This is a genomic window from Saccharothrix sp. HUAS TT1 (genome assembly GCF_040744945.1).
Lineage (GTDB): Bacteria > Actinomycetota > Actinomycetes > Mycobacteriales > Pseudonocardiaceae > Actinosynnema.
Map to the genome: position 1 here is coordinate 6,820,414 of NZ_CP160453.1, position 26,715 is coordinate 6,847,128.

Below are 26,715 nucleotides of genomic sequence, written 5' to 3' on the forward strand. Positions count from 1 at the left end.
CACGTGGTGGAGCACACCTACCGGGTCATGGTGCGCGGCAGGTTCACCGACCTCGACGACGCCGGCCGCGCGCGGCTGCTGGCCGAGGTCGAGCGGCACGGGGTGCTCACCAACGGCTTCTCCGAGCGGGGCGCGCTGTCCTACGACAAGTCCTTGGACTTCTTCAGCTTCCGCGTGCAGCTGCGCGCCGAGGTGGAGGCCACCGACCGGGCCGTGTGCGACCGCGCGCTGGCCCTCGCGTCCCGCGCCGTCGAGGAGTTCGGCGTGGACTTCCGCGACATGCGCGCCTCCGCCACCGACGTGGACCTGATCAAGGTCCGCCGCCCCCGGTAGTCCCCGGGCTCGTCAGACGTCGGTGAAGCACACCAGGGTGTTGCCGCCGTTGGCCACCAGCGACCAGTACCGGCGCGCGTCGTGGGGACCGGTGCGGCAGTGCTCGGCACCGGCGCCGGGTGGCGCGCGGTACACGGCGGCGATGATGAGCACCTTGTTGTACGGGACGGGAACCCGGGTGGCGTGGCAGTCCACCGCTGTGGAAGTCCCGATGGTCGAACCGCTGTCCCCGGACCACACGGCGAGCACGCAGTGGTCCCGCACCCACACGCGGTCGAGGCACAGGGTCGTGGTGTTGCCGGTGATGGCCGAGTGGTGGCTCCACCCGTCCTCCCCGACGCCCGTCGGGCACGACGCGCTGCCGGTGGAGGTCACCCGGAAGACCCCGGCCAGGTAGCTGTCGCAGGGCACCGGGGCGGGCGGGACGGAAGGTGTCCAGTCGCTGCCGACCCGGTACACCGGCAGGCACACCCCCGGCTGGACCGCCCGGAACGCGTCCTCCACCGGGTCGGTCGGTTCCGGCTCGGGCACCGGCTCGGGCTCGGGCACCGGCGCCGCCCCGGTCTCCTCGCTGCCCGGGTCGCTGTCGACCTCGCTGTCGACCTCGGGAGCGGAGTCGGGGTCGAAGTCGGGCACGGGCAGTTCCCCGAGGTCGAACGGCTCCTCGGCGTCGTCGGTGGCGCTGACCGACGCCGAGCCGTGGGCCGGCGCGTCGTCGCGGTCGGGCCCGTTCCGCCGACCGCACCCCACCAGCACCACGGCCAGGAGCGGCCAGACGAGCCAGGCCGGCCGGATCGGGTTGCCCTTCATCCCACTCCTCCGAATTCGTGGCGCAGCAGACCGGCTTCCGGTTCACGCCCGAGCGCGCGGAGCACCTTGCCGAGCGTTGTCGCGGCGGTGCGCAGGGGAACGGCGAACGTCTCGGGCTCCGTCGCGGCCAGCTCCCGGTAGAGGGCGAGTGCCCGGCTGCCCGCGAGCGCGGCGTTCTCCAGGTCGGCGGACAGCAGGTCCCGCACCACGGCGTAGCCCCACAGCGCGCCGGCCAGGTCGGCGCGGGCGCCGTCCTCGGCCGACTCGACCGCGCGGTGCGAGTACCGCAGCGCTTCGTCCTGCCGCCTGCCCGTGGCGAGCCGCACGGCGTGGGTGACGAGGGCCCTCGTCCACCCGGAGGAGTGGGCGGCGCGGTTGGCCTCGACCAGTTCGCCGACGAGCCCGACCGCGCGTTCCGACACCACCAGCGCTTCGTCGAGCCGCCCGCTCAGGAGCAGGGTGGTCGCGCGGTGCTCGGTGGCAGCCGCCAGGCGGGGCAGGTGGGCCTCCCGGTTGGCGGCGGCCAGTTCCTCGGCCAGCTCCAGGGCCCTCCGGGACCACTCCAGTGCCTCGTCGCGCCGGCCCAGTCCGCCCAACCGCTGCGCGTGGGTGCCCACAGCGGTCGCCAGGTCGGGGAGGAACGCGCTCCGGTCGGTCGCGGCCAGTTCCGCGTAGAGGTCCACCGCGCGTTGCGAGAACGCCAGCGCTTCCTCGGGCCGTTGTGACTCCGCCAGCCGTTGCGAGTGGTTGCGCACCACCGGCGCGAGGCCGCGGAGGTGGGTGGCGCGGTCCTCCGCCACCAGGGCTTCGTGCAGGCGGAGCGCGCGCAGGGAGTGCGCCACGGCGTCCTGGTGCTGCCCCAGCGCGGCCAGGCGGTTCGCGTGGTTGCCCACCACCAGGGCGAGTCCGGGCAGCCAGGCCGGGTCGGCCGCGGCCAGCTCGTCGTAGAGGTCGACCGCGCGGCGCGACGTGGTCGCGGCCTCGTCGAACCGCCCGACGTCGGCCAGCCGCGTGGCGTGGTTGCCGAGGAGCAGGGCGAGGGACGGCAGGTGCGTCGCGCGATCGGTGGTGACGAGCCCTTCGAGCAGCGCGACGGCGCGCAGCGAGTGGTCAAGGGCCTCACGGCGCCTCCCGGCCCCGTCCAACCTGTTGCTGTAGTGGCCGTGGAGCTTCGCCCTCATGTCGGGGTCGGTGGCGTGGTCGAGCAGGTAGGGGACGATGACGTCGGCGATCGCGGCGGCGCCGACGTCGAGGTCGACGTGCCGGTCCAGCGGCAGGTGGCCGTCCACGGCGGTGAAGATGTCCGGCGGCAGGCCGGGGATGGCGGCCAGCGCGGCCAGGGCGGCGCTGCCCGCCTCGACCGCGAGGCCCGGGTCGAGGCGGAGCAGCGGGTACAGCGTCCGGTCGCCGATGTGCGGCCACCGCTCCGCCGCCGAGGCCAGGAACGTCACGGCACGGGCGGCCACGGTCGCGCGCAGCGCGCCGGGCTCCCCCACCAGGGCGGCGGGCACGTCGCCGGCCCACGGGTCCGGGTCGTAGGCGCTGACGTCGTGCCCGGGGATCAGCAGCGCGAGGAAGTCCTCCGCCAGCCGGTCGGGGTACAGGGGCTCCAGCACCAGGCCGCGATCGGTGGGCGGGTAGCAGAAGCGGTGGTCGAGCAGCAGGTCCTGCGGGTGCCCCGGCAGCTCCAGGAGCCGCAGCGCCGCGATCCCGTCCCGGTGGGCGACCGCGCCGGTGAGCACCGCCGTGAACACGGTCTTGGCCATGACGGACGGCCGGGTGGTGTAGTCCTGACCCTGCCGCGCGGCGTCGAACAGCCGTTGCCACGCCTGGTGCTCGCGGTCGAGCAGGTAGGCCGACAGCTCGTGCGGCGTGGTCGGCGCCCTGGCGCCCCGGCGGTGGGCGTCCACCGCGACCAGCGCCGCCATGTGCACCGTCAGCGTCAGCCCGAAGTCCGGGTGGTCGGCCAGGCCCGCGGGCACGGGCACCGCGCCGGGGTCGGGCAGGTCGTAGAGGTCGGGCGCGCCGAACCGGTCCCGGGCGGCGGCGAACATGGCGGTCCGGTCCCGCGCCAGGGGCGCCAGCGGCAGGTCGCCCGCCTCGGCGCGCCGGTCGGCCAGGACGGCCCGCAGCGCCGCGAACCACCGCACCGTCCGCCCGATGAGCAGGACCCGGGTCCGCCGCGACCGGGTGAGCACGGGGTCGGACAGCAGGCGCTCCAGCTCGCTGTGCGCCCACCGGTCGGCGTAGTCGACGATCACGACGACCCCCGGCCCTACCGGTGCGGCCTCGGTGACGGCCCGCACGTCCGGCCCGGCGTCCAGGCGCGCCTGCACCACCCGCCACCGCCGTGCGGCGGGCAGGCCCGCGTCACGCGAGTGGGCGGCGAACTCCGCGGCCAGCCGGGACTTGCCCTGCCCGCCGGGGGCGTGCAGCAGCAGCGCGGACCAGGGGGTGTCGCCGTCGCGCCAGGCGCGCAACCGCTCCAGCTCCTCCTCGCGGCCGAGGAAGTCCACCACGTGGGCGCGCACGTCCAGCAGCCGGCTCGGCTGCGCCATCAGCCACGTGCCGGCCGCCGTGGCGGGTTCGGGGAAGTCCTCCAGGGTGTGCCGGCGCGTGCCGTAGTGGTTGTGCACCGTGGCGGTCGCGTTCGGCCCGGCGGCCCCGGCCGCCCCCGGCGCCACGTGCTGCTCGTAGTGGTCCTCGGGCACGACGGCCTCCGATCACGGCGTCGGGTTCGGCGCGTGGTGATTGTTGACGATCGCGGTGGCGCCGGGTCCCTGCGCGCCGGCCGCGCCGCCCGCCACGTCCTGCCGGTACGTCGTCACCACAGGCGCCCCCGACGCCGGGTTCCGGCCCCGTGCCGCGAGCGCGCGCAGTTCCGCCGCGGCCTCGGGGTGGTCGGCGAGCAGGTCGCGCAGGATCACCTCCCAGGCGGCTTCCTGCCGGGTCACCTCCCGCTCCCGGTCGGACCCGCGGGCGGCCCGCAGGCGGGCGGTGGACCGGTCGACCTCGGCGGCCACCCGGTCCCCCCTGGTCGCGCCGGCCCGCCGGAGCAGGGCCGCCACGTCCTCCGCCAGGTCGGCGCGACCGCTCGCCATGGCCTCCACCAACCGCCCGGCCAGCTCCACCTCGGTCTCGTCCGGGTCCGGTGGCGGCGCGGCCGGCCAGGGGTGGTCGGGCAGCGCGACCCACGCCGTCTCCCGGACCTCCTTGACCGCCACCTCGACCGGCCGGAAGGTCGCCGGGTCCAGCACCGCCGAGTGCCGCACCACCTCGTCGAACACCGCCCGCGACACGATCACCGCGACCACGCCCGGCGAGTCCGCCAGCGCCCGCTTGAACGGCGGCGCGTCGACCAGCCGGAACGCGGTGGTCAACGAGGTCGAGGTGATGCCGTGCCCGTCGAACACCACCTCACCCGCGTGCACCGCCACCCGCAGCCGGAGCCGGGCCGACTCGTGGCTGGTGTTGTTGTGCCCGCGCACGGCCCGCACCAGCGCCTCGGGCAGCACTTCCACCAACGACGACTTCGGGAACTCCGGCGGCACCAGCACCACCGCGCCGTCGCCGCGGTCCTCGTGGTAGCACGCCTCCCACGGCACCCCGGCCGCCTCGAACGCCCCCGCCACCACCGCGTACAGCCCCTTGCGGGCGGTGACCTGGTGCGGCAGCGTCCGGGCCGGGTCGCCGAACCCGGCCACGTCCACCACGACCACCGACCGGTGCACCGCGTGCCCCTGGCGCCCCGCCATGGCAACCTCCCTCGCCCGTGGTCCGCCGATGTCCCGTCGTTCTACCGGCAGCGCTCCACGGCGAGTGCGTCATATGACGCAGAGACCTCCATTCGGCCGCACTTCCCACCTGATCCGACTACTCGCCCCGGTCGCGGCGGGCATCAGCTGATCGTGAACGTCTGCCGGGCGCCGCCGTCGTGCGGCCGCTGCTCCAACTGGGCGCCCTGCGCCGCGGGCACGGTCAGGTACAGGCCGCTGAAGCGGTTGGCCAACCGGTAGCGGCCACTGCCCGCGTCTTCGAGCAGCCACTCGTCGTTGGTGTTCGCGCCCGGCTCGTAGGAGTACTGGACCACCTTGCCGCCCGCGTCGCGCGACGCGCCGTGCACGACGACGTCCTTGCCGCTGTTCTGGTTCACCAGGCGCACGTAGCCGTCGCCCAGCGGGAGCAGGGTGAAGCGCTGGTTCGCGCCGCCGTTGGCCGGCCAGCCGATCACCGCCACCTCGTCGGCCGCGCCCGCGTCGTGCACGTCCACCACGAACCCGGTGCCGGTGTTGGTGAGCACGCGGGCGCCGGTCGGCGCGGTGACGGCGCGGGTGAGCTTCACGACGTGACCGCCGTTGGCGGCCGACGCCACGCTCAACACCTCGCCCGCCTGGACCACCCGGCTGGTGCGGACCAGGCCGGACGGGCCGTCCGCGGTGATCTCGGCGTGCCACGTGCCCGACCCGAGGAACGAGGTGGGGTAGGAGGTCGTGCCCGCCGCGCCCTTGCGCACCGCGCCGACGAACCACCGGTCGCCGTCGCGGCGCGCCACGACCGCCCCCGTGGCCGGGTCGCCGGAGACGAACCGCGTCTCGTCCCACGTGGTCGGCAGCAGCCGCATCCAGCGCTGCGCCTCGGGCCGCGCCTGGTAGTCGCTGACCCGGCCGCCCGGCAGCATGATGCCGCTCTCGTAGAGCACGCCCAGCGCGAGTTCCGCGGCGTCGCTGTTCGGGTTGCCCTGCTGGAAGCTCATCGGCGAGTAGTCCGCCGGGCCGAGCGCGCCGCGGGTGAACGGGATCGCCACCACGTGGTCGATCGTGCGCCCGCCGGGGTACTCCTCGCCGCGCACGTCCTCCGTGGTCAGCACGTGCGGCCACGTCCGGTGCACGCCGACCGGCAGCCGCGAGCCGTGCAGGTCGACCATCAGCCGGTACCGGGCGGTGCTCGCCAGCGCCGCGTCGTACCACTGGTGCCGGGCGCGGGTCTCGGAGTCCATGAAGTCCATCTTCACGCCCACCACGCCCCACCCGGTGATGCGGCCGAACTCCGCGTCCCGCTCGGCCTCGGTGTCGAGGTCCTGCCAGTGGTACCAGAGCATGATGCCCACCCCGCGGGCCCGCGCGTGGGCGACCAGCTCGGGCATCCACGTGACGCCCTTCCAGCCGTCGTCCACCAGCAGGTACGGCCACCCCTGGGACGAGGCGTAGTCGGCCCACTGCTTGAGCTTCGGCAGGTTGCGCTGCGTGTCGTGGAAGCCGTCGAGCCACGGCCAGGCCGCGACGCCCGGCCGGACCCACGACGTGTCGGCGACCTTCGACGCGGGCGCCACGTCGTCCACGAGCGTGGACTCCACGACCGCCGCCGTGGTGCCGATCGCCGCCGTGCGCCACGCCGTCGCGAACGCGCCGGTCCGCGCCACCTGCGCGTCGGCCAGCTTCACCGCGAACCGCCCGCCGCCGCGCGCGTGCGTGAACCGGCCGCCGGAGTACCCACCGTCCACACCGGACTCGGCGAGCAGCACCCGCGCGCCGTTGGGGTGCTGCGCGAACACGCTCATGTCGTACTCGCCGTCGGCGACGGCCGACGCGGTGGACGTGACGTGGTTGTTCTCGTGGTTGACGCCGAACGGCGCCAGCGACACCACGGCGTCACCCGGCACCTCGAAGGACGTGGCCTCCCGCAACACGGTGGCGCTGCCGGGCAGCTCGTACCGCAGGGCGACCCCGTCCCGCGAGGTGCGCACCACGACCGTGAACCGGCCGGCGCCCTTGGCGAACACCAGCCGGGTCTCGGTGGCCGTCCGCGACCGGTTCCTCGACTTCCCGGCGACCACGGAGTAGCTGTACGACACCGGCGTGTCGACGCGTTCGACGAACGCCAACCCGGACGTGAAGTCCGCGGCCGCGGTCGCCAACCCGATCGGCGCGGGCAGCAGGGCGGTCCGGCACTCCCACGTGGCGCCCAGCGTGAGGCTGCCCGCGGCGTCCAGCGCCACCGTGGCCCGCACCCCGTCGCACCCGCCGGAACCGACGCCCGGCTGGACCGACGTCCAACTCCCCGGCGCGGCCCGGGCGACCCCGACCAGGCTCCCGAGCACGGACAACGCGACGGCACCGGCCCCGATCACGCGGAGCTTGCGCTTCCAGGTCATGGCGAACGCCCCCTTGCTGCGGAGGGTGGCGGCCCGTCACGCACGGTACAACCAGTCGACCCGATCCGTACAGGTGGCGACTTCGCCCGTCCTCACCCGGCCTGGTCACGCCTCCGCTGCTCGCGGAACCGCTCCACCGGCAGGCCGCCCCAGCCCCAGTTCGCCGACTCCACCTCCTCGATGATCACGAACGTCGAGTCGAGCGGCTTGCCCAGCACGTCGAGCAGCACCTCGCTGACCCCGCTGATGAGCGCGGCCTTCTCCGCCTCGGTCACGGACGACGCGTCCGGCGTGGAGCCCTCTCTGGTCACCTGGATGGTCACGACAGGCATTGCGGTTTCCCCTTTTCCGGTTGTGGTTCGCGATCAGTGCCCGGCGCTCTGGCCGCCGTCGACGTGCAGGATCTCGCCCGTCACGAAGGGCGCGGACTCCAGGAACAGCACGGCGTCGACCACGTCGGCGACCCGACCCATGCGGCCGACCGGGTGCAGGCCGCTCAGCAGGTCGTGGTGCTCCGCCGGGTGCATCGGCGTGTCGATCACCCCCGGCGACACGGCGTTCACCCGGATGCCGCGAGCCGCGTACTCGATCGCCAGCGACTTCGTCGCCGAGTTGAGCCCACCCTTGGTCAGCGACGCGAGCGCCGAGGGGACGCCGGCGATGGCGTGGTCGGTCAACGACGTCGTGATCGTGACGATGTGGCCGCTCCCCTGCGCTTCCATCTGCTTCAGCGCGCGCTGCGTGACGTGGAAGAAGCCGGCCAGGTTCACCGCGACCTTCGCGGCGAAGTCGTCCTCGCTGTACTCGGTGTACGGCTTGGCGATGAAGACACCGGCGTTGTTGACCACCGTGTCGACCCGGCCGAACCGGTCCAACGCCTGCCCGATCAACCGCTCGGCCGTCCCGGGGTCCCCGATGTCGCCTCGAACGGTCACGAGGTCCGGTTCATCGGACGGCGCGATCGAACGCGATGTCGCCACGACGCCGTGACCCGACTTCCGGTACGCCTCCACGAGCGCCGCCCCGATGCCCTGCGACGCGCCGGTGACGATTGCGACCTTCTGCTCCACGACCCTCTCCCCATCTACTAGACGACCGGTCAACTATCAAGCTAGACGACTGGTCGTATACTGGCAAGCGTGGGACGGACGAGCGACGCACGGGACAAGATCCTCACGGCCGCCGAGTCGCTGATCGGGGCGCACGGCTACTCGGCGCTGGGCGTCGCCCAGATCTGCGCCGCCGCCGGCGTGCCGAAGGGCAGCTTCTACTACTTCTTCGAGTCCAAGCAGGCACTGGCGCTCGCCGTCATCGACGAGCACTGGGCCGTGCAGCGGCGGCAGTGGGCCGAGGCGCTGGGGTCCGACCGGCCGCCCCTGCGGCGCCTGCGCGACCTGTTCGAGGCGACCGAGCGGGTGCAGCGCACCGCCCAGCGCACCGGCGGCTCCGTGGTCGGCTGCCTGTTCGGCAACCTGGCCCTCGAACTCAGCACCTCGGACGACACCATCCGCCACCGGCTCCAGGAGATCTTCGAGGCGCAGATCGGGATGGTCGAACAGGTCGTCACCGCCGCCCGCCAGGACGGCCACGCCCCCGCCGCCGCGGACGCCCGTGATGCCGCGCGCTCCATCGTCGCGCAGCTGGAGGGCCAGGTGCTCTTCGCGAAGCTGCTCAACGACCCCGCGCAGCTGGAGACGATGTGGCGGCACTGCCTGGCACTGCTCGGCGCACCCGCCGACACCGACACCGACCTCGCCGACGCCTGACCGAATCGAAGCCTGACCGCGTCGACACCTGACCGGGCTGACACCTGACCGCGCCGAGCCGCGCGTGACCGAAGTGCGCGCCCGAGCGCGGCGACAGGCGCCCCCGGGCATTCCCCACCGATGCCCGGGGGTCTCCCCCTGTCACGCCCGGTGGCGAACCGGTCCCCTCCGGCACCGCGCTCCCGGGCGCCCGGGCCGACCTCCACTGGCCGGTCCCGGTCACCCGGAACGCTAGACTCCCGAGCCGAGCCGCCCCAGTGTCGCTCTGCACAGTGCGCCCGGCGTTCGGTCACCTCCCGCTGCGCCAGCCCCACCGCGCCACCCGTCCAGGGCGGACAGGCCACGTACAGGGAGCTGCCCGGAGTGCCGAGCCAGCCCGCGCGGACGACCACGAGCCGCCGCGCCGACGACGACCTGCGGCTGCTGTGCCAGGCGGCGGCCGGCCCGGACGGCGTGCGGCGGGTGCTGGAACTGCTCGCCCGCAGGCTCGCCGGGCAGGTCGTGCTCGCGGGGTCGGACGAGGAGCAGGTGGTCGCGGTCCCCTCGAACGCCGAGCGCCTTCTCCGCGTGGTCGGCGAGGACGTCGCCCGCGTGCGCGCCGGGCACGTCGACGCCGCCGCGGTGCACGCGGACGGACGTGACGTCGCCGTGCTGCCGGTGGGTCCGCCGCCCGCGCGGCCGGTGCTCGTCGTCGCGCGCCGGGGTCCGCTGACCGCGGAGCACCGGGGTTTGCTGGCCGCCGCGGTGGACCCGCTCCTGCTGTGCCGGCGCGCGGCGGTCGCCGAGCAGCGGGCCGAGCGCCTGCAGGCCGCCGACGCGACGGTGCGCGAAGCGGTGCTGCACCTGCTCATGGTCGGTGACGTGTCCGGCGCCCGGCGGACCGCGGCGGTCCTCCGCCCGGCACTGCCCGACCTGGCCCGGGTCTACGTCATCGAGAGCGCGCCGGAGTCCCGCGGCAGGCTCTCCCCGCGGTGCCGGGACGTGTTCGGCGAGGCCGCCTGGGTAGTGCCGTGCCCGGTCTACAGCGGGCACGTCATCGTGATCGCGCCGGCCGAGCCCGACGGCGAACGGCGTCCCGACCCGACGCCGTCGCCACCGACCCGCCTGGTCCGGGAGCTGGTCGAGGCGGTGCCCGGCACCCGGATGGGCGTCGGGTTGCCGGTGGCGCTGCGGAACATCCCGGTCGGGTACAAGCAGGCGTTCCACGCGTTGTCGGTGGCCCGCCACCGGCCCGAGCGGTACGCCCGGTTCTCGCCCCGCGGCGAGCTGGGCGAGCTGCTGGGCCACGCCGGTCCCACCTGGGCCGCGAGCACGCTCGCGCCGCTGCTGGCGTACCGGCCCGCGCGGCCCCAGGACCCCGACGCCTTCGAGCTGCTGGCGACGTTGCTGTCGTGGCTCGAGTTCGGCACCAGGGCGGCGTCGCAGCTGAAGATCCACCGCAACACCCTGTCCGCACGCCTGCAGCACATCGGCGCCGAACTGGACCGCGACCTCACCCGGTTCGCGGTCCAGGCCGAGCTGCACCTGGCGCTGCAGCTGATCGACGAGCGCCCGCACCTCGACGCCACCGCCGAGGTGGTCGGGTTCGACGCGCTGTTCGACCGACCGGAGGTCCGGCACTGGGCCGAGGCCCAGCTGTCCCCGCTGCTGGCCGCCAACCGGCGGGCGCTGCTGACCACCGTGCGGACCTGGTTCCGGCACGACCTGCGAACGGCCCCGGTCGCCACCGCCCTGGGGATCTCCGCGCACGGCCTGCGCAAGCGCCTCGCGCGGGCGGAAGAACTCCTCGGCCGGGCACTGCTGACCGGTCCCTCGGCCCGGTACGACCTCTACCACGCGCTCCGCGTGCACATGGGCTCATCGGGCGACTCCCCATGAGCTGCTGGTGGCGCTGCGCCGGCCCACCCTTCGCACACCTGCGGGCAGGTCGGATTGAACCCCTGGTCGCAGCTCAGGGCGTCACGGCGTTCCCTAGTAGTCCAGTTCGAAGTCGCGGTGGTTGTCGGGATCGACCGCAGCGACGAGCTTGTTCCCCGGCTTCAGGCTGGGGTGGTACCTGGCGTCGTGCTCGATGATGAACTCGGGCACGTCCGGGCCCCTGATCAGGAGCCGGACGCGGATCGTGGAGTCCTCGCTGATCGGCTCCACGGTCAGGACCGCGGCGGTCGCGGGCAGTCCCACCTCGTCCAGGCGCAGCAGCCGCCGCTTGGCGCGCGTGATGCCGCGCCACACGGCGATGCCCAACGGCAGCAGCACCGCGGTGAGCACGATGCCGCCGGTGGCGCCGTCGTTGGCCGCGTAGACGATCGGTCCGGCGACCATCAGCGCCACGGCGAAGAGGCGCAGGAACACGTTGTTGCCCCGGTTGGCCCCGTGCACTTCGACGAACCCGTCCTCCGCCATTCCGACACCTTAAGCAGGCCGTGGGGCGCCGTGGGCCGGGTTGCCGCGAGTGCGACCAGACGGCGGACGGTGGCCGCTCCCGCCTGCGCACCCGCTCGGCCTGGGCGATCCTGGCGAGGTGGAAGAGCGCACCCCGGACGGCCGGTACGTGGTGATCAACGGCAGGCGGTGGCGGGCCACCGATCCCGACATCCCGGAGGACGTGGCGGCGCAGCTGAGGCGGACCCTCATGGCGGCCCGGCGTGACGTCGGTGCGGCGTTGCGCGCGGGTGACGGAGAAGCGGAAGCGCGGGCGCGCAGCCGGGTTCACGCCGCGAAGGTGGCGCTGGGCGAGCGCGGCGCCCCGTGGTGGGACCAGAGCGCCGAGGAACGCCGCGAGCGCTGGCAATCGGGGCTGACCGACCCGGAGCGGTGAAGGGCCCATACCCGCCCGCCCACGACCCTCGCCATCCTCCGATCGGAGGATGGCGAGGGTCTACCGCGTCCGCGACGATCTCCGCCCCCGTGGTCGATCCGGCGCGTCCCCGCCGGCGGCAGGCTCTACGGCATGGCGATCATCGAGGTACAAGACCTCGTCAAGCGCTACGGCGACCACACCGCGGTGGACGGAATCGGCTTCGCCGTCGAGCAGGGCGAGATCTTCGGCATCCTGGGCCCCAACGGGGCCGGCAAGACCACGACCGTCGAGTGCGTCGAGGGGTTGCGCACCCCCGACGGCGGGACCGTCCGCGTCTGCGGCCTCGACCCGCAACGCGACTCCGGCGAGCTGAGGCAGCTGCTCGGCGCCCAGCTCCAGGAGAGCGAGCTGCCCGACAAGCTCAAGGTCCGCGAAGCCCTGGAGCTCTACAGCTCCTTCTACCGCCGGCCCGCCGACTGGCGGGAGCTGGTCGAGGTCCTGCGCCTGACCGACAAGCTCGACGCGCAGTTCCGCCGGCTGTCCGGCGGGCAGAAGCAGCGGCTGTCGATCGCGCTCGCGCTGATCGGCGGCCCGCGGGTGGCGGTGCTCGACGAGCTGACCACCGGGCTGGACCCGCAGGCCCGCCGCGACGCGTGGGACCTCATCGCGGGCGTCCGCGACCGCGGTGTGACGATCCTGCTGGTCACGCACTTCATGGAGGAGGCGGAACGGCTCTGCGACCGGCTGGCCGTGATCGACTCCGGCCGGGTCGTCGCGCTCGACTCCCCGACCGGGCTGGTCTCGCGGATCGGCGACCGGCAGCGCCTCCGCTTCCGCCCGTCCGCACCGCTGGACCACGCCGTGCTGACGGCGCTGCCCGAGGTCACCTCCGTCCAGCAGACCGGCGACCGGCTGGTCGTCACCGGCAAGGGCGACCTGCTGGTCGCGGTGACCACCGTGCTCGCCCGCCACCGGGTCACCGCGGCCGAGCTGCGGGTCGAGCAGACCTCGCTGGACGACGCGTTCGTCGCGCTGACCGGCCGCCCCGCCAACTCCTGAGGAGACCACCGTGCCCGCCCTGTACCGCCTCACCGCCACCGAGACCACGCTGTTCTTCCGCGAGCCGGTGCTCGCGTTCTTCACGCTCGCCTTCCCGCCGCTCCTGCTGGCCGTCCTCGGCGCCGTCCCCGCGATGCGCGAGCCCTCCGACGACGCGGCCGGCCTGAGGGCGATCGACCTGTACGTGCCGATCATCGTCGTGCTGGGCCTGGCCATGTTCGCGCTCAACTGCCTGCCCCAGCTGTTCGCCACCTACCGGGAGAAGGGCGTGCTGCGGCGCATGCGGACCACACCGGTCGAGCCGAGGGCCATGCTCGGCGCGCAGCTGCTGATGGCCCTGGTCATGTCCGTGGCGACGGCGCTCGTCGTGCTCGTCGTCGGCCGGCTGGCGTTCGGCGTGGACCTGCCCCGGAACCTGCCGGCCTACCTGGTGGGCTACCTGCCGGCGGCGCTGGCGATGTTCACGATCGGCCTGCTCATCGCCTCCCTGGCGTCGACCGGCAAGAGCGCCGGTGCGATCGGGACGCTGGTGTTCTTCCCGGTCGTGTTCTTCGCCGGCCTCTGGGTACCGCGCGACAGCATGCCCGACGTCCTGCGCGCGATCAGCGACTTCACCCCGCTGGGCGCGGGCGTGCAATCATTGCAGGACGCCACGGCCGGCCACTGGCCGCAGCCGCTGCACCTGGCCGTGGTGCTGGGGTGGGCGGTCCTGGCCGGGATCCCGGCCGCGCGGTACTTCCGCTGGGAGTAGGTCGTGGGCATCGAGGCCGAGCTGCGCGAGGAGTTCGACCGCTGGGAGCGCAAGGAGACCGCGGTCCTCAAGGTGCTCCCGTACCCGCTGTTGGCGATCAGCGTCCTGTTCAGCCTGCTGCAGCCGCTGTGGGACGCGCGGGTGCACGTCCTCGCGGTGCTCGGCCTCTCCGCCGCGCTCACCGCGTGGGTGCTCTGGTTCCACGCGCTCCACCCGCAGTGGCAGCGCAACGCCCCGCTGATGGGCCTGTACTACGCGGTGCTCGTGGCGGTGACCGCCTGCCTGGTGCTGCTCACGCCCTGGTTCGGCTTCTTCGCCTTCATCGGCTACGTGCACGCGTTCCAGTACCTGAAGGGCCGGTGGCGGTACGTCGGCGTGGCCGTCACGTCCGCGATCACGGCGGTCTCGTACGTGGGCGGGTCGGCCAACATCACCGCCGAGGAGTGGTGGAAGTGGCCCGCCATCAGCGTGATCACCACGGTGCTGGCCACGGCGGCCTTCTACGCCGACGTGATGTCCGACCGGCGCAACCACCGGCAGAAGCGGGCGCTGGTCGAGCTGGGCAGGGCCAACGCCGAGCTGGAGGCCGCGCTGGCGGAGAACGCGGGGCTGCACGCCCAGCTGCTGGTGCAGGCCCGTGAGGCCGGGGTGCTCGACGAGCGGCAGCGGATGGCGCGGGAGATCCACGACACCCTCGCCCAGGGCCTGGCCGGCATCCTCACCCAGCTCCAGGCCGCCGGGCAGGCGACCGAGCCGGCGACGTCGCACCGGCACGTGGCGAACGCGGTGGAGCTGGCCCGCGAGAGCCTTGCCGAGGCCCGCCGGACGGTGCACGCGGTGGGGCCGTCCGCGCTGGCGGAGGCCCGCCTGCCGGACGCGATCGGCGACGTGGCCAGGCGCTGGTCGGAGGTGAACCAGGTCGAGGCGGTGCTGACCACGACCGGTGACGCCCGGCCGATGCACACCGACGTCGAGGTGGCGCTGCTGCGGACCGCGCAGGAAGCGCTCGCCAACGTCGCCAAGCACGCGCGAGCCGGTCGGGTCGCCCTCACCCTGTCGTACATGGAGGACCTGGTGACCCTCGACGTGCTGGACGACGGAGTGGGCTTCGCGCCCGGCGCCAGGCGCGCCGGCGGTTCCGCGGACGGGGGCTTCGGGCTCGCCGGCATGCGCCAGCGGGTGCAGCGCCTCGCGGGGCGGTTGGACGTCGAGTCGGAGCCGGGCGGTGGCACGGCGATCACGGCGACGGTGCCGGCCATCCCCGCCGGGGGTGGGAGGTGATCTCGTTGCTGATCGTCGACGACCACCCGGTGGTGCGGGACGGGCTGCGGGGCATGTTCGGCGCCGACCCGCGCTTCGAGGTGCTGGGCGAAGCGGGCGACGGCGCGGAGGCGGTCTCGACCGCGGAACGGCTCCGCCCCGACGTGATCCTCATGGACCTGCGGATGCCCGGGACCGACGGCGTCGCCGCCATCAGGGCGCTGGCGGAGCGCGGCGTGCCGTCACGGGTGCTGGTGCTCACCACGTACGACACGGACAGCCACGTGCTGTCGGCCATCGAGGCCGGCGCCACCGGCTACCTGCTCAAGGACGCTCCGAGGGAGGAGCTGGTCCGCGCCGTGGAAGCCGCCGCCCTCGGCCAGGCGGTGCTCTCCCCCACCGTCGCGACCCGCCTCCTGGGCCAGGTCCGCAACCCCGCCCCGGCGCCGCTGTCGCAGCGCGAGCTGGAGGTGCTGGAGCTGATCGCCGGGGGTTCCACGAACCGCGAGGCGGCGAAGCGGCTGTTCATCAGCGAGACGACGGTCAAGACGCACCTGCTGCACGTGTACGCGAAACTGGGCGTCAACGACCGCGCCGCCGCCGTCGCCACCGCCTTCTCCCGCGGCTACCTGACACCGCGGGACTGACAGCGGGCTGGGGTTTCAGCGCCCGTCGAGTTCCCAGTCGTTCAGCTCGGCCAGCCGTTCGACCACTGGGGTGAACGCCGCGGCATACGCCTGAGCAGCCGTTCGCGCACGGGCCACCACGGCGGGCGGGACGACCCCGTCACCTTCGTCCATCACGGCGGCAACGAGAGCTTGCACCTCCCGCTGCGCTTCCAGTTCCTTCCTCAGGAGCGGCCCGGGGGGCGGTGGCGGGTCCCCGTGCTTCACGACAACCGGCCGCTTACCCATCACCTCGACGTCCAGCACCCCCGCCAGCGAGCGCAACGTGCCGAGCGCCACCTCCGTCCCGGGCGCCGACCGCCGCAGAGAGCAGGCGAGCGCGATGCCGACGAGGGTGACGGACTGGCTGACGAAGTGCTCGGGACTGCCCATGTCGGCCTCCTCGAAGTCGTCCACGCCCGGCTCCAGCTCGTCCAACGCCTCCGCGCACCCCTCCGCCACCGGCTCCCCCGCGGCAGCCGCCCACACGAGGTCCAACGCCGCGTCCAACCACTGCACCTGTTCCGGCGACCCGAGGACCCGGCACAGCGGAGCCGCCCGCTCCGCGACCGCCGCGCAGATCACCGCCGGCTCGTCAGGCATGGGGGTTGATCGAGAACGACGGTGCGTCACCCGGGAAGTCCTCCGGGAACACGGCGGTGCGCGCCGCCCCGGTCAGCAGGTCGAGCACGATCCTGGTGGACGAGCCGGTCATCGGCTCGCAGCTCGACTGCCCGCGCTCGACGGCCAGGGTCGGCCACTCCTCGGGGTCGCCCACCGGCAGCCAGAGCAGGAAGTCGCCGTTGTCGGTGCCACCCCACCGCACCACGCCGCCCCGGTCGAGCCGGTGCGTCCGGCGGTGGGCAGAGCGCCGCCAGCAGTTCGAGGTCGTCCACCGTGCTTCCCCCACGAGTTCCGGGCGGTCACCACAAGCGGACCGCGCCACCCCGCAGCAGCCTAAGCGCAGCTCAGGCCGCGCGACCAACTCGGGCGCCCGACACCGGTCGGGCTGTCCCACTTGCCGCGCCGAACCGCATCCCGAGCCCGTCCCACCGTCCCGACCAGCCGCAACGCCTGACGGTGGGACACGCCGACCGCTTACGAAAGGTTCGTCCACCACGCCGGGCGCCTCGACCCCGGCGGACGAACCGAAAGGCGAACACCATGAACACGACCTCCTCCCCTCGTCCGAGGCGACCGCTGTCGGCCGCGTTCCGCACCGGCGGGAAGGCGCTCACGGCCTTGGCGGCCAAGCCGCTCGTCGTCGCCGCCGTCCTGGCGGCCTGTGCGACCCCGCCGCTCGCCGCCGCGTCCCACGACGCCTCGCCGAGCGGCTACGACTGCCCGAGCGGGGGCTTCTGCTTGTACAGCGGTTGGGACGGCGCCGGCACCCGCTGCTACTGGCCCGACGACGAGGTGAAGAACACCAACGACGACTGCTCGTTCATCAGGAACGGCCACCACGTCCGCTCGGTGTGGAACAACAACAGCCACCGCGTGCAGTACTACAAGAGCACCAACCACAACGACAGGGTGGGCTCGACGGGATCACTCGCCGGCGGCAACCTCCAGGGCAACTACCAGATCCTGTCCTTCAAGCCCCAGTAACGCGTTCGCGCCCCGCTCGCGGCACGAGGGCGCCACTCGGACCGGTCGGCGGATCCCCCGCGATCCGCCGACCGGCACGCTGAACGCCCGGATCAGTGGCGGCCGGAGCAGTTGACGACCGGGGTCCGCGGGGCGAGTTCGGGCGCGTAGCCGAGGCAGACGCGGAAGGCGACGTCGGGGGCGCCGTCGTGGTCGACGTCGCGGGGCAGCGCCGCGGTGGTGAGGCTGTCGTACTCGGCGGTGAAGGACTCGGTGCAGGTGTGCCAGTCGCCGTCGTCCCGCGAGGTGGTCCACTGCAACGACATCGAGAACAGGCCGGGGCTGAACCGCACCAGGCCCTCGGCCCAGAAGTAGACCTCCTCGGCGCCGGTGTCGGTGGTCCTGGACGCGCTGCGCAGTTCGGCCTCGCCGAAGGTGGCCGGGCCGAGCGACACCGCGTCCTCGGTGGTGGCGAAGGACCCGTGCCGGGTCTGCGAGGGGAGTTCGGTCCACCCGGAGACGTCCGGGACGTGCGCCGGGGCGAGACCCGGGCAGGGCCGGTCCTCGCCGCCGCCGGGGTACTCGGCCGGGTCCGGGCCGACCACACCGCCCGGCGCGGTGGACGGGCTCGCCGCCGCCGGGACGTCGGCGACGGCCGTCCGCCAGTGCTGGAGCGCCGCCCGGGCGGGGTCGCACTCCTGTTGCGCCAGCTCCGCGCCCACGTGCGGCCGGGCGTGGGCGACGGTGAGGCACTGCTGCGAGTGCAGGCTCACCCACCGCACCGCGCCGTCGGGCTGCGGCTCGGGCTTCCAGTACTGGTGGCGTTCGCCGTTGCACCCGTACTGCTGCACCATCGTGCCGGCGTCGCGGCGGCCTTCGAACACCTCCAGGCACACCAGCAGCCGTCCGGTCGGCCGCAACTGCCAGAACCCGGGGCTGCCCCGGTGCGGGGCGACCACCTCCCAGCCGGCGTCCGCCGTGCCGCCGCCGGCGAGCAGCACGTGGGCGACGGCGGACTCGGCCGCGCGGTCGACCGCCAGGCGCAGTCCCGGGTCGGCGGCCAGGGTGATCGACAGCCGGGCCGGGGCGGTCACCGGCACGGCCGGCGGCTCGTCCGGGCCGGTCGCCGACCACGCCACCACGCCGGTCGCCACCAGGAGCACGGCCACGACCGCGACCAGCACCCGGCCCCGGACCCGCCCGGTCCTGATCGCGGGATCGCCGCCGCCGGTCCGGGCCGACGGCTCGGCCGGGCACTCCGGAGCGGACCGCAGCAGGCGGTCCAACACCTCCAGCCACGGCGCCGGGTCCGCCCCGAGCGCGGTGACCACCTCGCGCACGAACAGGTCCGGGTCCCGCATCCGGGTCAGGTCCTGGCGGCCCTCCAGCACCCGGTGCATCGTCGACCCGCTGATCCGCGGCACCCCGTACTCGTCCCGGGTCGCCCGTTCGAGCGTCTTCTTGTAGCCGGGGTTGCCCGCCTGCTGCCGCAACCGCCGCAACAGGGCCACGAACACGACGATGTCCGACGCCGTGCGCGGATCGGGCGGGTCGGTGATCACGGGCTGGGCATCGTCCCCGGCCATCGGCGCTCCCTCGTGCAGACCGTCAGCCCGGCCGCGACCGGCCCCGCTGAACCGCGTCCCACGATGTCCCACCGCCCAAAACGGCCGCAACACCTGATGGTGGGACACCCCGACGGCTGAGAAGCGCCGGAGGAACGGCACGGGAGCGCCGCGTCCACCCGTCCTCCCCCACGGCAGGCGCGGAGATCGGCTCCGATCCCGGCGTCACGGAGCGCGACGACCTTCGTCCGAGGCAACGTCACGTCCGGCAGATCACGCCCGCAGGATTCTTCCGGTATCACTCGCGAGGAGGACACGAGGCCGGCTTGGCACCCCACCGGGGCGGAAATGTCGAAGTGGCGCCCCCGGAAGGTCCGGGGACGCCACTTCGGTGAGGGGTGGAGAGGTGGTCAGGCGGCCGTGGGGGCCTCGGTGCGCGGTTTGGCCTTCGCGCGGCTGATGGTGATCGACAGCACGGCGGCGCCGATGCTGAGGAAGCCGGCGACGTACCAGGCGGGGGCGTAGTCGCCGAAGCTGTCGCGGGTCATGCCGGCCGCGGTGGACGCGATGGCGGCGCCGATCTGGTGCGAGGCGAAGACCCAGCCGAAGACGATGGGCGCCGACATGCCGAAGTGCTCGCGGCACAGGGCGACGGTCGGCGGCACGGTGGCGATGAAGTCCATGCCGTAGAAGATCACGAAGATGATCATCGGGCCGGTGACCGACTCGCCGAACAGCGAGGGCAGCACCAGCAGCGACGCCCCGCGCAGCACGTAGTAGATGGCCAGCAGGAGGCGGGAGTCGACGCGGTCGGTGAGCCAGCCGGACAGGATCGTGCCGATCAGGTCGAACACGCCGATCAGGGCCAGCAGGCCGGCCGCGGTGACGCTCGGCATGCCGTGGTCGTGCGCGGCCGGGATGAAGTGGGTGGCGACCAGGCCGTTGGTGGTGGCGCCGCAGATGGCGAAGCCGAGCGCGAGGAACCAGAACGGCTTGGTGCGGGCGGCGTTCTTCAGGCCGTCGATGGCCAGCCGCGCGGCGTTGCCGGCCCTCGGGGGGGCGGGCACGACCTCGTCCGCGCCGTACGGCGGGATGTTCACGTCAGCGGGGTGCTCGCGGAAGAACAGCAGCACCATCGGCACGGTCGCGAACGCGACCACGGCCACCACGATCGCGGCGGTGCGCCAGCCGCCGTCGGACTCGCTCAGCGACGCGACCAGCGGCAGGAAGATCAGCGAACCCGTGGCGCCACCGGCCGAGAGGATGCCGGTGACCAGGCCCTGGCGCTTGACGAACCAGCGCGTGCCGATGGTGGCCACGAACCCGAGCGAGATCGAACCGGCGCCCAGGCCCACCATCACGCCCCAGAGGAGCACGAGCTGCCACGCCGACGTCATGAAGATGGTCAACCCGCTGCCCAGCGCGATCAGCGCCATCGCGCCGGCGGTCACCCGGCGCACGCCGAAGCGCTCCATCAGGGCGGCGGCGAACGGCGCGGTGACGCCGTACAGGGCGAGGTTGACCGACATGGCGAAGCCGATCGTCCCGGTGGACCAGCCGAACTCCCTCTGGAGCGGCTCCACCAGCGCACCCGGGGTAGCCCGGAACCCAGCCGCGCCGACGAGCGCGACGAACCCGATGCCCGCGATCATCCAGGGCCACAGTTGCTTGTTGCGAATCACGGGGGCAAGAGTGCTCGATCCGCGACCGTTTCGGAAAGTGGCTTGAAGGCCATCCTGTGCAAGAATCGGGCCATGACCCGACCCCACCAGGTGGCCGTGCTCGCGCTGGACGAGGTCGTCGCGTTCGACCTCGGCGCCCCCACCCAGGTCTTCAACGCCGCCCGCGACCACGACGACCAGCGGCTCTACCAGGTCCGGATCTGCACGCCCGGCGCCCGGCCGGTGCGCAGCGCGGCGGGGTTCACCATCATCCCCGAGCACGGCCTGGAGCTGCTGGCCGAGGCCGACACGGTGATCGTGGCCGGGGTGTACTACGGTGCGCAGCCGCTGACCGACGGCACGCTCGACAAGCAGGTGCGGGACGCCCTGCGCACGGCGGCCCACTGGGGCGCGCGGGTCGTGTCGATCTGCACGGGCGCGTTCGTGCTGGCCGCCGCCGGTCTGCTGGACGGCCGCCGGGCCACCACCCACTGGGCGCACGCCGAGACCTTCCGCCGGCTGTTCCCCCAGGTCGACCTCGACCCGGAGGTGCTGTTCGTGGACGAGGGCCGCGTGCTCACCTCGGCCGGCGTCGGCGCGGGCGTGGACCTGTGCCTGCACATCGTGCGGGAGGACCACGGCAGCGAGGTGGCCAACATGGCCGCGCGCCGGTGCGTCGTGCCGCCGTGGCGGCCGGGCGGCCAGTCGCAGTTCATCGTGCAGCCGGTCCCGGAGGTGTCCGACACCTTCATCGCCGGGGTCCGGGCGTGGGCGCTGGAGCACCTGCACGAGCCGCTGGACCTGCGCGCGATGGCCGCGCACGCCCGGATGAGCGTGCGCACGTTCACCCGGCGGTTCCGCGAGGAGACCGGGCTGAGCCCGGCCAAGTGGGTCACGCAGCAGCGCGTCGAACGCGCGCGGCACCTGCTGGAGACCACCGACCTGCCCATCGACCAGGTGGCCCGCCACTCGGGCTTCGGCACCGGCGCGACGCTGCGGCAGCAGATGGGCGCGACCCTCGGCGTGGCGCCCAGCGCCTACCGGACCACGTTCCGGTCGGCGGGCTGAGCGCGGGCGAGCACCGCGGCGGTCCGGCGCCGGTCCGCTGAGGACCGGCGCCGGACCACCCGGGTCGACCTGAGGGGCATCAGGCCGGGGCTTCGCCCGGTTCCGCGACGGTGACGCTGTAGAGGTCGAGTTCGCGGAACGGGTTGGGCTGGACGTCGCGCAGGCGCGTCGACCAGGCCGAGAGCGTGCTCTGGTACCAGACCGGGATGGTGGGCATGTCCTCCAGGATCGTCCGCTCCGCCTGCTGGTACAGGGCCCACGCCTGCTCGCGGTCGGGGCTGCGGTCCGCGGCGGACAGCAGGGCGTCGACCTCGGGGTTGCTGTACTTGCCGACGTTGTCGGAGGCGCCGGTCCGGTACATCGGGGTGAGGAAGTTCTCGATCGACGGGTAGTCGGCGATCCAGCCGGAGCGGAACAGCGCGGTGATCTGCTGGGCGTTGAGCTTGCGGCGGAACTCGCCCATCGTCGGGATCGGCACGAAGCGGCACGGCACGCCGAGCGCTTCGGTGACCGACGCGCAGATCTCCTCCATCCAGGGCTGGTTCGGCGAGTCGACGTTCGACGTCAGCTCGATCTCGCCCTCGAACCCGGACTCCTCGAACAGCTCCCTGGCCCGCGTCGGGTGGTAGCCGCACAGCTCGCCGCCCTGGTTGTCGGCGCGGCCGGAGACGGCGGGCGGGACCAGGCCGTCGGCGGGCGCCTGGTGGCCCTGGAAGATCCGGTCGATCAGCTTGACCCGGTCGATCGACATGGAGATCGCCTGCCGCACCCGCCGGTCGGCGTAGCGCGAGTCGTACAGCGGGAACGACACCGTCTGGATGCCGAGGTAGGTCCGGTCGTGGGTGCGGCCGGGCAGGTCCCGCTGGTACCGGTTGCCCTCCAGCGCCCAGTACGGGGTGACGTCGAGGTAGTCGAGCTTGTCGGCCATCACGTCGTGGTAGGCGTCGCCCAGGTCGCGGTAGATCCGGAACTCGACCCCGCCGACGTGGGGCTTGTCGTCCCCGGCGTAGCCCTCGTAGCGCTTGAGCAGGATGTGCTTCTCCCGCTCGCGGGAGACGAAGCTGAACGCGCCGTTGCCGATCGGGTGCGCCTCGTACGCCTCCCGGTCGTCGAAGAACGCGCGGGGCAGCGGGAAGAACGCGCTGCACCCGAGCGTGACCGGGAACTCGGAGAACGGCGCGGACAGCCGCACCACGAAGGTCAGGTCGTCGATCACCTTCAGGCCGGACAGCTCGGCGACCCGCGACTCGGGCGCGTTGACCTCCTCGAAGCCCTCGATGTGCGCGAGGAAGCTGGCCGCCTGCATCCTGTTCGGCCCGTGCGCGGTGAAGTTCCACGCGTCGACGAAGCTGCTCGCGGTGACCGGCGTGCCGTCGTGGAACGTCCAGCCCGGCTTGAGCCGGATGGTGTACTCCGCCGAGTCCGCGGTCTCGATCGACTCGGCGACCGCGTTCCTCGGGTGGGCGTCCACCGCGTCGTAGGAGACCAGGCCCCGGAACAGGGCCGCGATCACCTTGACCCCGCCGGACTCGGTGGTGTGGCCCGGGATCAGCGCGTTCTCCGGCTCGGTGCCGTGGTAGCTGATGACCGGGGCCTCGGCGGCCTTCGTGGTCGGGTCCGCAGGGGTAGGTCGCACACTTCCTCCGTTAACGCCGTGGGTTTGCTCAGCGCTGGTCGTTCAGCGCGTGGTACTGACCGTGCAGGAAGACCAGGGCGGGCGCGTGCTGGTTCTCGTTGACCGCGACGACCTCGCCGATGACGAGGGTGTGGTCGCCCACGTCGAAGCTGTCCCAGAGCACGCACTCCAGCCAGCTCGCCGAGTTGAGCACCAGCGCGCCGGTCTCGCTCCCGGGCTTGGCGCGCAGCGCGCCGACCACGGGCGCCCGGACGGCCCGGTCCCTGGCCAGCTGCCTGGCGACCTCGCGGGCCCGGCTGTCCAGGATGGACACCGCCCACTTCTTGGTCTCCAGCAGGTCGGCCAGGAAGACCGAGTCGAGCCTCAGCGCCAGCGACACCAGCGGCGGGTCGAGCGAGACCGAGGTCAACGAGTTCACCGTCACCGCGTCGTGGCGCCTGCCCTCCGCCCGATCGCTGTAGGTCGTCGCCACGCACACGCCGGTGGCGAAGTTCCGCATGACACCACGCAGGTCGAGTGGCATTGTGCTCTCACCTTCCGGTGCGGACGCCGTGGGCCGGGGCACGGGTCAGATCGCCTGGGAGAAGGAGAAGACCCGGTCGGGGTCGTAGCGGCGCTTGACCTCGGCCAGCCGCTCCGCGTTCGGGCCGTGGTACGCGCCGCGCCAGTCTTCGAGGTCCGGGTCGGTGAAGTTGACGTAGGACGCGTCGGTGGCGTGCTCGCCCATGTCCCGGTGCAGGTCGTGCAACCAGTCGAGGTTGCCCCGCACCACCTCCGGCGACTCGTCCGGCAGCCACGCGGTGTCCATCGACACGAGGAACAGCGCGTCCCGGTGCGGGAAGGCGGTCTCGGTCACCGGCACGTCGTTGATCGCGCCGCCCCAGGTGAACAGGGCCGCGCCGGCGCCGTCGGGGTTCGCGCTGCCGGGCCACTTGTCCACCGCGGTCACCAGGGTCCGCAGGCCGTCCTCGGACAGCGGCGCCGGCGTGCACCGGGTGCGCACCGCGAACGCGCCGCCCGCGGTCTCGTGGTGCAGGTAGTCCGCCGCCTCCCAGTAGGTCCGGTCCGCGATGTCGACCCGGGACGGGGGCGCCGCGGCCAGCGCGGGGGCGAGCAGTTCCCGCAGCTCCTCGGCCGGGCCGAGGTGCTGCCCGATCACCGAGACCACGCCGGGCTGCCCCGCCGCGCGGCTCACGCCGATGCGGGCGGAGAAGGCGTTGGGCGCGAGGCGCATGACCTCCTGCATCACGGTCAGCACGTCCATCGCGTGCGGCCAGTCCCACAGCACCAGGCACGTGGACGCGGCCGGCACCGGGCGCGCCTGGAACGTGAACGAGGTGTTCACCCCGAAGTTGCCGCCGCCACCGCCCCGGCAGGCCCAGAACAGGTCCGGGTTCTCGGTCTCGCTGCACGTCACCGTGCTGCCGTCGGCCAGGACGAGGTCGGTGGACACGAGCGAGTCGCAGGTGAGCCCCATCGCGCGGGACACCACCGAGACGCCGCCGCCCAGCACCAGGCCGCCGATGCCGACGTCGTCGGAGTTGCCCAGCGGGAAGACCAGGTCGTGCTCGCGCAGCGCGTCGTAGATCGCCCGCGTCCGCGCGCCGCCGCCGACGGTGACCAGCGCGGTCACCGGGTCCACGTGCACGTGGTCGAGGTCCTGGAGGTCGAGCACCAGGCCGCGGTTGACGGAGTTGCCGGCGTAGCTGTGCCCGCCACCGCGGGCGACGACAGGCACCCCGGCGTCCTTGGCCCAGCCGATCGCCCGGCTGACGTCGTCCGGTCCGGCCACGGACAGCACCGCGGCCGGCCGCACGTCGCGGAAGCGGTCGTTGAACGGCTTGCTGCGCTCCTCGAACCCGTCGTCGCCGGGCAGCCTCAGCCGCCCGTCGACCACGCCGCGCAACCCGTCCCACCCGGTCATGCCCACACTCCCCATCCGCTCCGAGGTCACCGGCCGCGCCGGCACTTCCTCGAGGTACGACACCCCGCTCGCGGCGTGGTCGCCGAAGCGCTCCCACTCCTCGCGCAGGACCAGCTGCCCGTCGGGGCGCTCCTGCGGCACGTTCACGGTCTGCCCGGAGATCACCTCGCCGGTGCCCAGCACCATGGTGTACGCCAGCCGCAGCGTGCCGTCCGGCGAGCACACCCCGGTGACCGTGCCCCGCCGCACCTTCCCGCCGGTGAAGTTGGCCCACACCAGGTCGCCGTCCTGGTGGTAGCGGGCGACGGTGCCGTCGCCCCCACCCGCCTTCCGGAACAGCTTTCCGTCGTAGTTGATCATTCGTCCACGTCCAGCAGCCCGGCGGGCATCTCCAGCACGGCGCCCCGCGGCTTCGGGGCCACCTCCTCGGCGTCCACGCGGACCAGCGCGCTCGCCCCGACCAGCCGCTCCTCGCAGGTCTGCGGGTCGTCGGCCTGGCACACCACGAAGGAGTGCCGGGCGATGTAGCCGCCGGGGGGCAGCCGCAGCGTGGTGCCGGGCTCGACCATCGGGGACGCCGTGACCAGGCCGGGGGCCTCCGTCGGCACGGTCACCGAGCGGACCAGGCAGTCGCGCTCGGGGTAGCCGAACCGGATGCCAGCCACGCCGCCGCGGTCGCGGACGATGTCGGGCCGCTGGCCCAGGGCCACGTCCACCAGGACCACGCCGGGGTCGATGCCGGTGGCGGTCTTGCCCAGGAACGGGATCAGGTCGCCGCCCACCCGGCCGTTGATCTCGATGATCAGCGGGCCGCGGTCGGTCAGCCGCACCTCGGCGTGGGTGATGCCGTCCTCGATGCCGAGCACCCGGTGGGCGCGCGCCAGCGTGTCGAGCAGCGCCGGGTCCTCCAGCAGCGGGTCGGCCGCGTCCACGACGTGCCCGACCTCCTCGAAGTACGGGTGCTCGCCGGTGCGCTTGCGGGCCACGAACATCGGCAGGTACTCGCCCTTGTGCAGGGCGCCGTCGATGCTGATCTCCGGGCCGACCGCGTACTCCTCCACGATCGCGCCGCCGCGGTAGGGCTCGTCGCCCACCAGGCTGGCGTCGGAGGCGACCTGGAAGGCGTCGACCAGCTCCTGCTCGTCGCGGGCCAGCACCACGCCCATGCTGGCGCCGAGGGCGCGGGGCTTGACCACGACGGGGTAGCCGATCCGCTCGGCGGCGGCGCGCGCCTCGTCCAGGTCGGCGGTCATCGCGAAGCCGGGCTGGAGCAGCCCGCCCTCGGTCAGCCGGGTCCGGGCGCTGTACTTGTCCCGGCAGCCGTGCACGCCGGGGATGCTCAGGCCGGGCACGCCGAACTCGGCGGCCAGTTCCGCGGCGGGCATGACCAGCGGCTCGTCCCAGCACAGCACGCCGACGACGGTGTGCCGGGCGGCGATCTCGCGGGCGGTCCGGGCCAGCAGCTCGTGGTCGAACACGTTGACCACGGTGATCTCGTCGAAGTACTCGTGCTGCCAGGTCGGCTGCAGGTTGTTGATCAGCACCAGCTGGTGGCCCGCCTGGCGGGCCCTGGCCGCGGCCGAGCGGACCAGGTACTCCCGGTAGAGCTTGAGCCCGCTGCCGATCACCAGCAGCACGGTCTTGGGGCTGCTCATGTCGTGGTTCCTCCTGATTCGAAA

The 26,715-nt window shown here is 73.5% G+C and carries 25 protein-coding genes; 10 read left to right on the plus strand and 15 right to left on the minus strand.

Annotated features, from left to right (window positions below):
• Nucleotides 1-3 precede the first annotated feature (3 nt).
• Nucleotides 4-333 (plus strand): DUF6204 family protein, encoded by a 330-nt coding sequence (locus tag AB0F89_RS30515; protein ID WP_367129100.1) that lies wholly within the window; start codon nucleotides 4-6, stop codon nucleotides 331-333.
• Nucleotides 334-345: 12 nt separating this feature from the next.
• On the opposite strand, the gene AB0F89_RS30520 is transcribed toward AB0F89_RS30515, so the two are convergent.
• The 6 genes from AB0F89_RS30520 to AB0F89_RS30545 all read right to left on the minus strand — a co-directional run bounded on the left by AB0F89_RS30520 (nucleotide 346) and on the right by AB0F89_RS30545 (nucleotide 8,364).
• Entirely contained in the window at nucleotides 346-1,143 is a 798-nt protein-coding gene (locus tag AB0F89_RS30520; RefSeq protein WP_367129101.1) for a hypothetical protein, read from the minus strand.
• Complete coding sequence (locus AB0F89_RS30525; protein WP_367129102.1) at nucleotides 1,140-3,854, minus strand: hypothetical protein; 2,715 nt, start codon at nucleotides 3,852-3,854, stop codon at nucleotides 1,140-1,142. Before AB0F89_RS30525 ends, AB0F89_RS30520 begins: the two co-directional genes overlap by 4 nt.
• Before the next feature lie 12 nt (nucleotides 3,855-3,866).
• The gene (locus AB0F89_RS30530) at nucleotides 3,867-4,898 is read right to left on the minus strand and encodes a hypothetical protein (protein WP_367129103.1); all 1,032 of its coding nucleotides are present in this window, start codon (nucleotides 4,896-4,898) and stop codon (nucleotides 3,867-3,869) included.
• Nucleotides 4,899-5,041: 143 nt separating this feature from the next.
• Entirely contained in the window at nucleotides 5,042-7,294 is a 2,253-nt protein-coding gene (locus AB0F89_RS30535; protein WP_367129104.1) for a glycoside hydrolase family 97 catalytic domain-containing protein, read from the minus strand.
• Nucleotides 7,295-7,386: 92 nt separating this feature from the next.
• Nucleotides 7,387-7,617: a 4-oxalocrotonate tautomerase family protein gene (locus AB0F89_RS30540; protein WP_367129105.1), complete on the minus strand. Its 231-nt coding sequence runs from the start codon at nucleotides 7,615-7,617 to the stop codon at nucleotides 7,387-7,389.
• Between the two features lie 42 nt (nucleotides 7,618-7,659).
• Nucleotides 7,660-8,364 carry an SDR family NAD(P)-dependent oxidoreductase gene (locus AB0F89_RS30545; RefSeq protein WP_367129106.1) on the minus strand — a complete coding sequence of 235 codons (705 nt, stop codon included), beginning with the start codon at nucleotides 8,362-8,364 and terminating at the stop codon, nucleotides 7,660-7,662.
• Between the two features lie 69 nt (nucleotides 8,365-8,433).
• Here AB0F89_RS30545 and AB0F89_RS30550 point away from each other — a divergent pair, with 69 nt between their 5' ends.
• On the plus strand, nucleotides 8,434-9,060 hold the full coding sequence (locus AB0F89_RS30550; RefSeq protein ID WP_367129107.1) for a TetR/AcrR family transcriptional regulator: 627 nt from the start codon (nucleotides 8,434-8,436) through the stop codon (nucleotides 9,058-9,060).
• 363 nt (nucleotides 9,061-9,423) lie between these two features.
• Nucleotides 9,424-10,938: a helix-turn-helix domain-containing protein gene (locus AB0F89_RS30555; RefSeq protein WP_367129108.1), complete on the plus strand. Its 1,515-nt coding sequence runs from the start codon at nucleotides 9,424-9,426 to the stop codon at nucleotides 10,936-10,938.
• Between the two features lie 93 nt (nucleotides 10,939-11,031).
• On the opposite strand, the gene AB0F89_RS30560 is transcribed toward AB0F89_RS30555, so the two are convergent.
• Complete coding sequence (locus tag AB0F89_RS30560) at nucleotides 11,032-11,463, minus strand: hypothetical protein (RefSeq protein WP_367129109.1); 432 nt, start codon at nucleotides 11,461-11,463, stop codon at nucleotides 11,032-11,034.
• Nucleotides 11,464-11,581: 118 nt separating this feature from the next.
• Here AB0F89_RS30560 and AB0F89_RS30565 point away from each other — a divergent pair, with 118 nt between their 5' ends.
• The 5 genes from AB0F89_RS30565 to AB0F89_RS30585 all read left to right on the plus strand — a co-directional run bounded on the left by AB0F89_RS30565 (nucleotide 11,582) and on the right by AB0F89_RS30585 (nucleotide 15,577).
• Nucleotides 11,582-11,878, plus strand: coding sequence for a hypothetical protein (locus tag AB0F89_RS30565; RefSeq protein WP_367129111.1), 297 nt, complete (start codon nucleotides 11,582-11,584; stop codon nucleotides 11,876-11,878).
• 132 nt (nucleotides 11,879-12,010) lie between these two features.
• Complete coding sequence (locus tag AB0F89_RS30570; RefSeq protein ID WP_367129112.1) at nucleotides 12,011-12,919, plus strand: ABC transporter ATP-binding protein; 909 nt, start codon at nucleotides 12,011-12,013, stop codon at nucleotides 12,917-12,919.
• A 10-nt stretch (nucleotides 12,920-12,929) separates the two neighbouring features.
• Nucleotides 12,930-13,670 (plus strand): ABC transporter permease, encoded by a 741-nt coding sequence (locus AB0F89_RS30575; RefSeq protein WP_367129113.1) that lies wholly within the window; start codon nucleotides 12,930-12,932, stop codon nucleotides 13,668-13,670.
• A 3-nt stretch (nucleotides 13,671-13,673) separates the two neighbouring features.
• Nucleotides 13,674-14,951, plus strand: a complete 1,278-nt coding sequence (locus AB0F89_RS30580) for a sensor histidine kinase (protein ID WP_367129114.1) — start codon at nucleotides 13,674-13,676, stop codon at nucleotides 14,949-14,951.
• Nucleotides 14,948-15,577: a response regulator gene (locus tag AB0F89_RS30585; protein WP_367129115.1), complete on the plus strand. Its 630-nt coding sequence runs from the start codon at nucleotides 14,948-14,950 to the stop codon at nucleotides 15,575-15,577. Before AB0F89_RS30580 ends, AB0F89_RS30585 begins: the two co-directional genes overlap by 4 nt.
• A 15-nt stretch (nucleotides 15,578-15,592) precedes the next feature.
• Here the strand turns inward: AB0F89_RS30585 and AB0F89_RS30590 are convergent, their stop codons facing one another.
• Together AB0F89_RS30590 and AB0F89_RS30595 are read right to left on the minus strand one after the other, a co-directional pair.
• Nucleotides 15,593-16,198, minus strand: a complete 606-nt coding sequence (locus AB0F89_RS30590; protein WP_367129116.1) for a hypothetical protein — start codon at nucleotides 16,196-16,198, stop codon at nucleotides 15,593-15,595.
• Complete coding sequence (locus AB0F89_RS30595; protein ID WP_367129117.1) at nucleotides 16,191-16,505, minus strand: hypothetical protein; 315 nt, start codon at nucleotides 16,503-16,505, stop codon at nucleotides 16,191-16,193. The genes AB0F89_RS30590 and AB0F89_RS30595 overlap by 8 nt, the downstream gene beginning before the upstream one ends.
• Before the next feature lie 254 nt (nucleotides 16,506-16,759).
• Between AB0F89_RS30595 and AB0F89_RS30600 the strand changes: the two genes are divergently transcribed.
• Nucleotides 16,760-17,203 (plus strand): peptidase inhibitor family I36 protein, encoded by a 444-nt coding sequence (locus AB0F89_RS30600; protein WP_367129118.1) that lies wholly within the window; start codon nucleotides 16,760-16,762, stop codon nucleotides 17,201-17,203.
• Nucleotides 17,204-17,295: 92 nt separating this feature from the next.
• On the opposite strand, the gene AB0F89_RS30605 is transcribed toward AB0F89_RS30600, so the two are convergent.
• Nucleotides 17,296-18,768 carry an RICIN domain-containing protein gene (locus AB0F89_RS30605; RefSeq protein WP_367129119.1) on the minus strand — a complete coding sequence of 491 codons (1,473 nt, stop codon included), beginning with the start codon at nucleotides 18,766-18,768 and terminating at the stop codon, nucleotides 17,296-17,298.
• Between the two features lie 389 nt (nucleotides 18,769-19,157).
• Nucleotides 19,158-20,429 carry an MFS transporter gene (locus AB0F89_RS30610; RefSeq protein ID WP_367129120.1) on the minus strand — a complete coding sequence of 424 codons (1,272 nt, stop codon included), beginning with the start codon at nucleotides 20,427-20,429 and terminating at the stop codon, nucleotides 19,158-19,160.
• A 72-nt stretch (nucleotides 20,430-20,501) separates the two neighbouring features.
• On the opposite strand from AB0F89_RS30610, the gene AB0F89_RS30615 reads away from it, so the two are divergent.
• Complete coding sequence (locus AB0F89_RS30615; RefSeq protein ID WP_367129121.1) at nucleotides 20,502-21,476, plus strand: GlxA family transcriptional regulator; 975 nt, start codon at nucleotides 20,502-20,504, stop codon at nucleotides 21,474-21,476.
• A gap of 79 nt (nucleotides 21,477-21,555) precedes the next feature.
• Here the strand turns inward: AB0F89_RS30615 and AB0F89_RS30620 are convergent, their stop codons facing one another.
• From AB0F89_RS30620 to AB0F89_RS30635, 4 genes are read right to left on the minus strand one after another with little or no spacing between them, the layout of a single operon-like run.
• Nucleotides 21,556-23,112: an ABC transporter substrate-binding protein gene (locus AB0F89_RS30620; protein WP_367129122.1), complete on the minus strand. Its 1,557-nt coding sequence runs from the start codon at nucleotides 23,110-23,112 to the stop codon at nucleotides 21,556-21,558.
• Between the two features lie 28 nt (nucleotides 23,113-23,140).
• Nucleotides 23,141-23,635: a flavin reductase family protein gene (locus AB0F89_RS30625; protein ID WP_367129124.1), complete on the minus strand. Its 495-nt coding sequence runs from the start codon at nucleotides 23,633-23,635 to the stop codon at nucleotides 23,141-23,143.
• A 45-nt stretch (nucleotides 23,636-23,680) separates the two neighbouring features.
• Nucleotides 23,681-25,396, minus strand: a complete 1,716-nt coding sequence (locus AB0F89_RS30630; protein ID WP_367129125.1) for an FAD-binding oxidoreductase — start codon at nucleotides 25,394-25,396, stop codon at nucleotides 23,681-23,683.
• A complete protein-coding gene (locus AB0F89_RS30635) occupies nucleotides 25,393-26,691 on the minus strand; it encodes an ATP-grasp domain-containing protein (RefSeq protein WP_367129126.1) in 1,299 nt (432 codons plus the stop codon). Before AB0F89_RS30635 ends, AB0F89_RS30630 begins: the two co-directional genes overlap by 4 nt.
• Nucleotides 26,692-26,715 lie beyond the last annotated feature (24 nt).